This is a genomic window from Belnapia arida, assembly GCF_016773205.1.
In the GTDB taxonomy this organism is placed as follows: Bacteria; Pseudomonadota; Alphaproteobacteria; order Acetobacterales; family Acetobacteraceae; genus Belnapia; species Belnapia arida.
The window spans coordinates 1-4313 of record NZ_JAETWB010000106.1; the positions used below are offsets into that span (position 1 = coordinate 1).

Annotated in this window: 3 protein-coding genes; 2 read left to right on the plus strand and 1 reads right to left on the minus strand. The window is 60.1% G+C overall.

What is annotated here, in order from left to right:
- The first annotated feature begins 1085 nt into the window (after positions 1–1085).
- Entirely contained in the window at positions 1086–2171 is a 1086-nt protein-coding gene (locus tag JMJ56_RS32625; protein ID WP_202836037.1) for a TRAP transporter substrate-binding protein, read from the plus strand.
- Between the two features lie 344 nt (positions 2172–2515).
- The gene (locus JMJ56_RS32630; protein ID WP_202836038.1) at positions 2516–2731 is read left to right on the plus strand and encodes an IS6 family transposase; all 216 of its coding nucleotides are present in this window, start codon (positions 2516–2518) and stop codon (positions 2729–2731) included.
- 540 nt (positions 2732–3271) lie between these two features.
- Here JMJ56_RS32630 and JMJ56_RS32635 read toward each other — a convergent pair.
- Positions 3272–3778 (minus strand): hypothetical protein, encoded by a 507-nt coding sequence (locus tag JMJ56_RS32635; RefSeq protein WP_202836039.1) that lies wholly within the window; start codon positions 3776–3778, stop codon positions 3272–3274.
- Positions 3779–4313: the final 535 nt, after the last annotated feature.

Here is a 4313-nt window from a genome sequence, read left to right on the forward strand (position 1 = left end):
TGCCACCCCGGCCCGCCTGAGCCGTGGTCACCCGCAGCCCATCAGCAAATTCCACCACGTTGACGGACGTGACCCGGCATGCCGGAGCATGATGGGAGACGTTGCATCCTGGAGCATAGCTTCGCTAGTTTGTGGGAAACCATTCGTAGTTGCGTGGGAGCCCGCGCGAGCTCGAAAGCTATGCAGAGATCCTCTCGACTACCGACCAGCGTGGATAATTTGGGAACCTTTCGGTTGCTTTACCAAGCAATAGCGCCATAGGTGCCGACCGTGGTTCCGACACCTCGACTCATTAACCGCGCTCGCTTTGGAGCCAGCGCGTGGAAGTGCCCACGGCCGCTGCGGCCGCTCAGACCGGCTCCAGACACGGTAATCTACGGCGCCAGCACGGCCGATCACGGTTCTAACACCCTGCCAATCGTGCGGGCCGACGGAGCGGACATGGGCGAGAAAGATGAACCTGTTGGCGTCGACAAGACTATGCCGCACGAACCAATAATGGCCGACCTCAACAATGAGCAATGGCTGAAGTCACGGTTCCAATGCTCTTCAACCTCTGCTGGTGCTGAACACGAGCGAACCGTCGCCCCATGGTGTCAGTTGGCGGACGGAAGAAAATGGAAAGGCGAAGCCACAAGAACTCGCTCAGCTCAACTTCAGCCGGCCAAGCCTCTTCAGGTCGTGCCTTATGCAACACCCAATGATAGGCGGATTCTTTCTTACCTCTGGTCACTGCCGTGGCGCGAACAGCGATAAAGTGCAAGCCATCCAAGAATGTTCGGTGCAGGACCATCGCCAGCTTCCTCGCCAGCGTCACCTTCGCCTTGCGCATGTCCGGGCGGGACGGCGATCCACGTTGCCCAGATTATCGCGGGAGAAGAGGTGTGTATTCGCAGCAGCGAAAGGTGCCATCGGGAATAACATGCTCCTCTGCGGCACCGACAGCGCCTGGCCGAACCCAAGCCGCTCTTGGCAGGAAGCTAAACTAAGGTATCTTCTGGACATTGGCAGCGCCGACGGGACCATTGGCTACAACATAGATAGGCTGCGCGACGACGGCCCAAAAAATTTGGAGGAAAATTTACATGAACAGACGCATGATGCTGACCGCTGGCGCTGTTCCTACTGCGCTCAGCATCGCCGCACCAGCCCTGGCGCAGACCCGTCCCAAAGTGGCTTGGAGGCTCACCTCCAGCTTTCCCCGCACGCTGGATACGCTTTACGGCGCCGCAACTACTTTTGCGAAAATGGTTAGCGACGCCACTGACGGCGACTTCACCATCCGTGTTTTCTCGCCGGGCGAAATCGTCCCGGCTCTTGAAGCGCGGGAGGCAACATCCAAGGGCTTCGTGGAAAGCTGCTTCACCGCCTCCTCCTACTCTATCGGCACCGATCCGGCCTTCATGTTCGCCACAGTCTTGCTGTTCGGGCTGAACAGCCGGCAGCAGATGGCTTACCTCTACGAGCTGGGCGGCAATGAGAAGCTGAACCGCTTGCTCTATCAGAAGCACGACGTGCTCTGCTGGCCGCTGATTAGCACCGGCGCACAGATGGGTGGTTGGTTCCGCAAGGAAATACGCTCCGTCGAGGATCTGAAGGGACTAAAATTCCGCATCGGCGGACTGGCAGGGCATGTCTTTCAGCGCCTCGGCAGCGTGCCGCAGCAGATCGCGGCAGGCGACATTTACCCATCGCTTGAGCGCGGGACCATCGATGCTGCCGAGTGGATCGGGCCCTATGACGACGAGAAGCTTGGCCTCTATAAGGTCGCGCCCTATTATTACTATCCCGGCTGGTGGGAAGGGACAGGTATCCTCTCGCTCATCGTTAACAAGCAGAAATACGAAGAGCTGCCGCCGGCCTATCGCAGCATCGTCCAAACTGCGGCTGCGGCTACCACGTCTTTGGGGTTGGCCAAGTACGATGCGCTCAACCCCCAAGCATTGAAGCGCTTGGTTGCCGCAGGCGCGCAACTCCGTCCCTTCCCTCAATCGGTGCTGGACGCCTGCTTCGAGGAAACAACCAAAATGCATGAGGAGTATTCACGGGCCGACCCGATCTATGCCGAAGTCTACCGGGAAATGGCGGCTTTCCGGCAGGATGCTTATCAATGGCTCCAGCTCTCGGAGTATACCTTCGATAGTTACCAGATCCGGCGTCTGCGGAGGTGAGCGGCTTGCTGGCGCTGCAAGTTCGCGGTGAATTGCTGAGAATCGCAGCAAGCTGTGAATCAGGCAGCGGCCTGGAACAGCTCCGCGACAAGGATGGCTTGGGTCTGAGGGTCTCGTCCACCAACCTTCTGCACCTGCCCCTTACTGCTTATCGCCATCACCTCCTAGCCTGCCAGTGTTCGTTGCGCCGTGCGAAAACTACCGAAGCCAAGCCCTGGTCTGACCAATCGGTTTACGCGTCAATGGTCCTGTTCTAGTCCTTTGTTCCCGAAGACGTTGGTCCGGTGTGTGGCCCGGCGGCTTGGTGTTGAGTGAATCGCCCGTAGTAGGAGCCGTGACCATCGGTGGCGATGCGTTTGGGCGAGGTGCTCAACCACGCGCTCTGGCTGTACTTCCGCTTCCCGCTCAGCTCACGCATGGTCGAGGAGATGCTGGGCGCGCATGGCATCGCTGCCAGCCACGAAACCGTGCGACAATGGGCACTCAAATTTGGCCAGGAGCTCGCCAGTTGGATTCAACGGCGGCTGCCCTCTGCTGGCGACAAGTGGCACCTAGATTAAATGGCCATCAGGATCGCTTGGATGAAGCATTGGTTGTGAAGTGCTGTGAATCAGACCGGACTGTGCTCGACGTGCTGGTCCGGAGCCGGTGCGACAGGCGAGCCTCCAGGCGTTTACAGCGGAAGTCGCAAAAGCGGCAATGCGGGACACCCCGCATTATGATCACCGAAAAACTCCCAAGCTACGGGGTGGCGAAACGGAGGTGATGTCCCGCGCGAGCACCGCCGGCACAAGGGCCTGAACAACCGAGCGGAGAATTCATACCAGCCGAAGCGACGACGAGAGCACAGATGAAGCGCTCCAAGTCAGCCCGACGACACAGCGTTTTCTTTCAACCCATGGCCAAATCGTCAACCTTTTTCTCGTCTGCCGCGACGACACCACTGCCAGTAAACATCGAGCCGCAAGGGCGAAGGCGTTCGAGATAGGGGTCAACATCACTGGGTTCGCCGTTCCAGCGTGAACTGCAATCCGACTCAAATTTTGCAACACAGTCCGCACAACCAAGTCCCACCGAGGTCCAAGACATACTGCCTCGACCTACGTCCTGCCCGTCCGTGCAGCTGAGCGGATGAGTGCCACGGCGAGGCTGGCTGCCAAGGCGTCCTCGGTGAGCGCGCGTACCCAGTCGCTGTCGGACCGAGTGGTGCCACCTCGCGCCGCACGGCCGAGCAGCGTGCCAGCGACAGCGCCGGCGACACCGGTCACGGCGCCCTCCGTCTTCGATACGCCGCCTCCGGCCAGGGCGGCGCCACCAACCGCACCAAGGACAAGGCGCACCAGGAAGGACGGCACGATGCGGCGATCGGGCGCGAATGGCATCTTGTCGCCAGCCATCTCGGCCAGAGCGGCCAGCGTCGCCAAGCCACGTGTCTCAGGGCCGCGCGAGATCCATCCGATCCGTATGTGCCCGAACGAGGCGGCCCAGCTCAAGGCGGCCACTCCCGACATACTGCGCAGCCCGGACAGGAAGCCGATGCCGAACGCCTTCCAAAGGCCTTCCATCATATCACTCCACGCAGCAGAGCAGATCATGCGCGTATCCATAGGCGCTTCCACCATCCTCAGGCTCAAGCCTTGAAAGCAACGATAGTTGTGGCGTCGACAAGTATGGGAAAGTAACCAACCAGGTTGGAAGCGCCCGTATCGAAGGGTCACGTTGGGCTCCGGCCTCAACCAGGTCCATCCGAGCAGGGTGGCAGCGATGGCGATGGCTGAAGCGTAATTGGCGGCGGGCTTGTCGTATCGGGTATGGATGCGGCGCTAGTCCTCGAGCCGTTCGATGATACACTCGGTGATGTTGCGGGCCTTGTAGGTGCGCTTGTCGACGTCGCGCGCCGGGCTGGTTCGTTGGCAACAGCGGAGCAATCGCCGCCCATTGCCCGGTCCGACAGCCCGAACTCACCCGCTATGACCCAAACTGCGATGACCCAGAGCTGAAATCACAACCCGTCGCGTCGCACCAAAACCTGATTGGGTTTCGAGCCTAGAGCGTTTTCCCGGCGGACTGGATCGCTTGTGACCCACAGGGTTCGTGGAGGTGCTTCATTTGCGCCCTGGCGCGAGGGGCGATGCGGATGTC